We start from the raw sequence: 2,728 nt of genomic DNA, 5'->3' as shown, positions 1-2,728 counted from the left end.
CCGCCTTCGCGAGCAAGCCCGCTCCCACCGAGGTTTTTCGCTGTTTTCAGGAGCCGCCAGCACCCTGCGCCGCGCCACCCTCGAGCTTGCGCCACAACAACCGCACATTGGCCTTGCGCACCAGTGCGCAGCGGTACAGGCGGATTTCCAGGGGCACGTGCCATTGGGCGCCGCCGCAGACCACCAGTTCGCCCCGGGCCAGTTCGGCGCGCACGCTCAGTTGTGGCACCCAGGCGATACCCAAGCCCTCCAGCGCCATGCTTTTGAGGCTGTCGGCCATGGCCGTTTCGTAAACCGTGGTGAAACGCAGGGCCCGCTGGCGCAGCAACTGGTTCACCGAGCGACCGAGAAAGGCACCGGCGCTGTAGGCCAGCAAGGGCACGCTGGCCTCGCCTTCAAGGTCGAACAACGGTTTGCCGTCAGCATCGGCGGCACACACCGGCAACATTTCGGTCTGGCCTAGGTGCAGCGAGGGGAAGATCTCCGGGTCCATCTGCATCGCCGAGTCCGGGTCATAGAAGGCCAGCATCAGGTCGCAACCCCCTTCGCGCAAGGCATGGACGGCGTCGCCGACGTTGGTCGCCACCAGCCGCGTGGCAATGTTCAAGCCTTCGTTGCGCAGTTGTGCGATCCAGCGCGGGAAGAAGCCCAGCGCCAGGGAGTGCGCGGCCGCCACTTGCATCACTTCGCCCTGCCCGCCTTCCAGATGGTGCAGATGACGCAGCACTTCACCCAGTTGCTCGACCACGGTACGCGCCGTCACCAGGAACAGCTGCCCCGCTGCTGTCAGTTCGATCGGTGTGCGGGAGCGGTTGACCAGGGTCAGCCCCAGCGCCGCCTCAAGGCTGCGGATGCGTCGGCTGAAGGCCGGTTGCGTCACGAAGCGCCGTTCGGCCGCCTGGGAAAAACTGCGCGTCGCAGCCAGGGCACTGAAGTCCTCGAGCCATTTGCTTTCTAGATTCATCACGTCCTCCCAAGGCACGCACCAAAACAGGTCACACGCTCACCGTAACGTCGGCGTCACACTCCCATTATGCCGAATGTGCATAGGGCAGTGTTTAACAGCATTGGCCCTAATTTTTCTGAAAGCCTAGGATTCACAGCGTTCCGGCTCAGACCGGGTCCTTATCGAGATGATTTCTATCATGTCTTCCGCTGCATCATTCCGCACAGAAAAAGACCTGCTTGGCGTACTTGAAGTACCGGCGCAAGCGTATTACGGCATCCAGACCCTGCGAGCGGTGAACAACTTCCGTCTCTCCGGCGTCCCGATCTCGCATTACCCAAAGCTGGTAGTCGGTCTGGCAATGGTCAAACAGGCCGCCGCTGATGCCAACCGTGAGTTGGGCCAGCTCAGCGAAGCCAAGCACGCCGCTATCAGCGAAGCCTGTGCACGACTGATCCGCGGCGATTTCCACGAAGAATTCGTGGTGGACATGATCCAGGGCGGCGCTGGTACTTCAACCAACATGAATGCCAACGAAGTCATCGCCAACATTGCGTTGGAGGCCATGGGCCACAACAAAGGCGAATACCAGTACCTGCACCCCAACAACGACGTAAACATGGCGCAGTCCACCAACGACGCCTACCCGACGGCGATTCGCCTGGGTCTGCTGCTGGGTCACGACGCGTTGCTGGCCAGCCTCGACAGCCTGATTCAGGCCTTTGCCGCCAAGGGTGAAGAGTTCAGCCACGTCCTGAAAATGGGCCGCACCCAACTGCAGGACGCGGTGCCGATGACCCTCGGCCAGGAATTCCGTGCCTTCGCCACCACCCTGAGCGAAGACCTGGCACGCCTGAAAACCCTGGCGCCTGAATTGCTCACCGAAGTGAACCTGGGCGGCACCGCCATCGGCACCGGCATCAACGCCGACCCGCGCTATCAGGCCTTGGCCGTACAGCGCCTGGCAACCATCAGCGGCCAGCCGCTGGTACCGGCCGCCGACCTGATCGAAGCCACCTCCGACATGGGCGCCTTCGTGCTGTTCTCCGGCATGCTCAAGCGCACCGCGGTCAAGCTGTCGAAGATTTGCAACGACCTGCGCCTGCTGTCCAGCGGTCCTCGCACCGGCATCAACGAGATCAACCTGCCGGCTCGCCAGCCAGGCAGCTCGATCATGCCAGGCAAGGTCAACCCGGTGATCCCGGAAGCGGTCAACCAAGTCGCGTTCCAGATCATCGGCAACGACTTGGCCCTGACCATCGCGGCCGAAGGCGGACAACTGCAATTGAACGTGATGGAGCCGTTGATCGCTTTCAAAATCTTCGACTCGATCCGCCTGCTGCAACGGGCCATGGACATGCTGCGCGAACACTGCATCGTCGGCATCACCGCCAACGAAGCGCGCTGCCGTGAGCTGGTCGAGCACTCGATCGGTCTGGTCACCGCCCTGAACCCGTACATCGGCTATGAAAATGCCACCCGTATCGCCCGTGTTGCGCTGGAAAGCGGCCGCGGCGTGCTGGAACTGGTGCGCGAAGAAGGCTTGCTCGACGACGCCATGCTCGACGACATCCTGCGCCCGGAAAACATGATTGCTCCGCGTCTGGTCCCGCTGAAGGCGTGATCGAGACGATGACTGCTCACCAGGTCGAGGGACTAGACACCTCTCACCTTTTGAGGGCTTGGGGACTTGTTCCCCAGGCCCTTTTTTTTAACTGACTCGAGGCTGCAAAGAAGTCTGGAAGCTGAACTGTGTGGGAGCGGGCTTGCTCGCGAAGGCGG

The 2,728-nt window shown here is 62.0% G+C and carries 2 protein-coding genes; one reads left to right on the top strand and one right to left on the bottom strand.

All coding sequences use genetic code 11. The features are described from left to right. Window positions 1–46: 46 nt before the first annotated feature. Complete coding sequence (locus HU811_RS26510) at window positions 47–964, bottom strand: LysR substrate-binding domain-containing protein (protein WP_186659031.1); 918 nt, start codon at window positions 962–964, stop codon at window positions 47–49. A 181-nt stretch (window positions 965–1,145) separates the two neighbouring features. Here HU811_RS26510 and aspA point away from each other — a divergent pair, with 181 nt between their 5' ends. Then, window positions 1,146–2,570 carry an aspartate ammonia-lyase gene (gene aspA, locus HU811_RS26505; RefSeq protein ID WP_025216214.1) on the top strand — a complete coding sequence of 475 codons (1,425 nt, stop codon included), beginning with the start codon at window positions 1,146–1,148 and terminating at the stop codon, window positions 2,568–2,570. Window positions 2,571–2,728 lie beyond the last annotated feature (158 nt).

Origin of the sequence: Pseudomonas tehranensis (assembly GCF_014268615.1) — a bacterium.
Taxonomy (GTDB): domain Bacteria; phylum Pseudomonadota; class Gammaproteobacteria; order Pseudomonadales; family Pseudomonadaceae; genus Aquipseudomonas; species Aquipseudomonas tehranensis.
The sequence above is the reverse complement of the archived record's forward strand: the minus strand, read 5'-3'. Positions and strand labels throughout refer to the sequence as shown.

Bases quoted from the DNA above. Each gene is read 5' to 3' on its own strand.
- HU811_RS26510 (WP_186659031.1), bottom strand. From the start codon at position 964: ATGAATCTAGAAAGCAAATGGCTCGAGGACTTCAGTGCCCTGGCTGCG.
- aspA (WP_025216214.1), top strand. From the start codon at position 1,146: ATGTCTTCCGCTGCATCATTCCGCACAGAAAAAGACCTGCTTGGCGTA.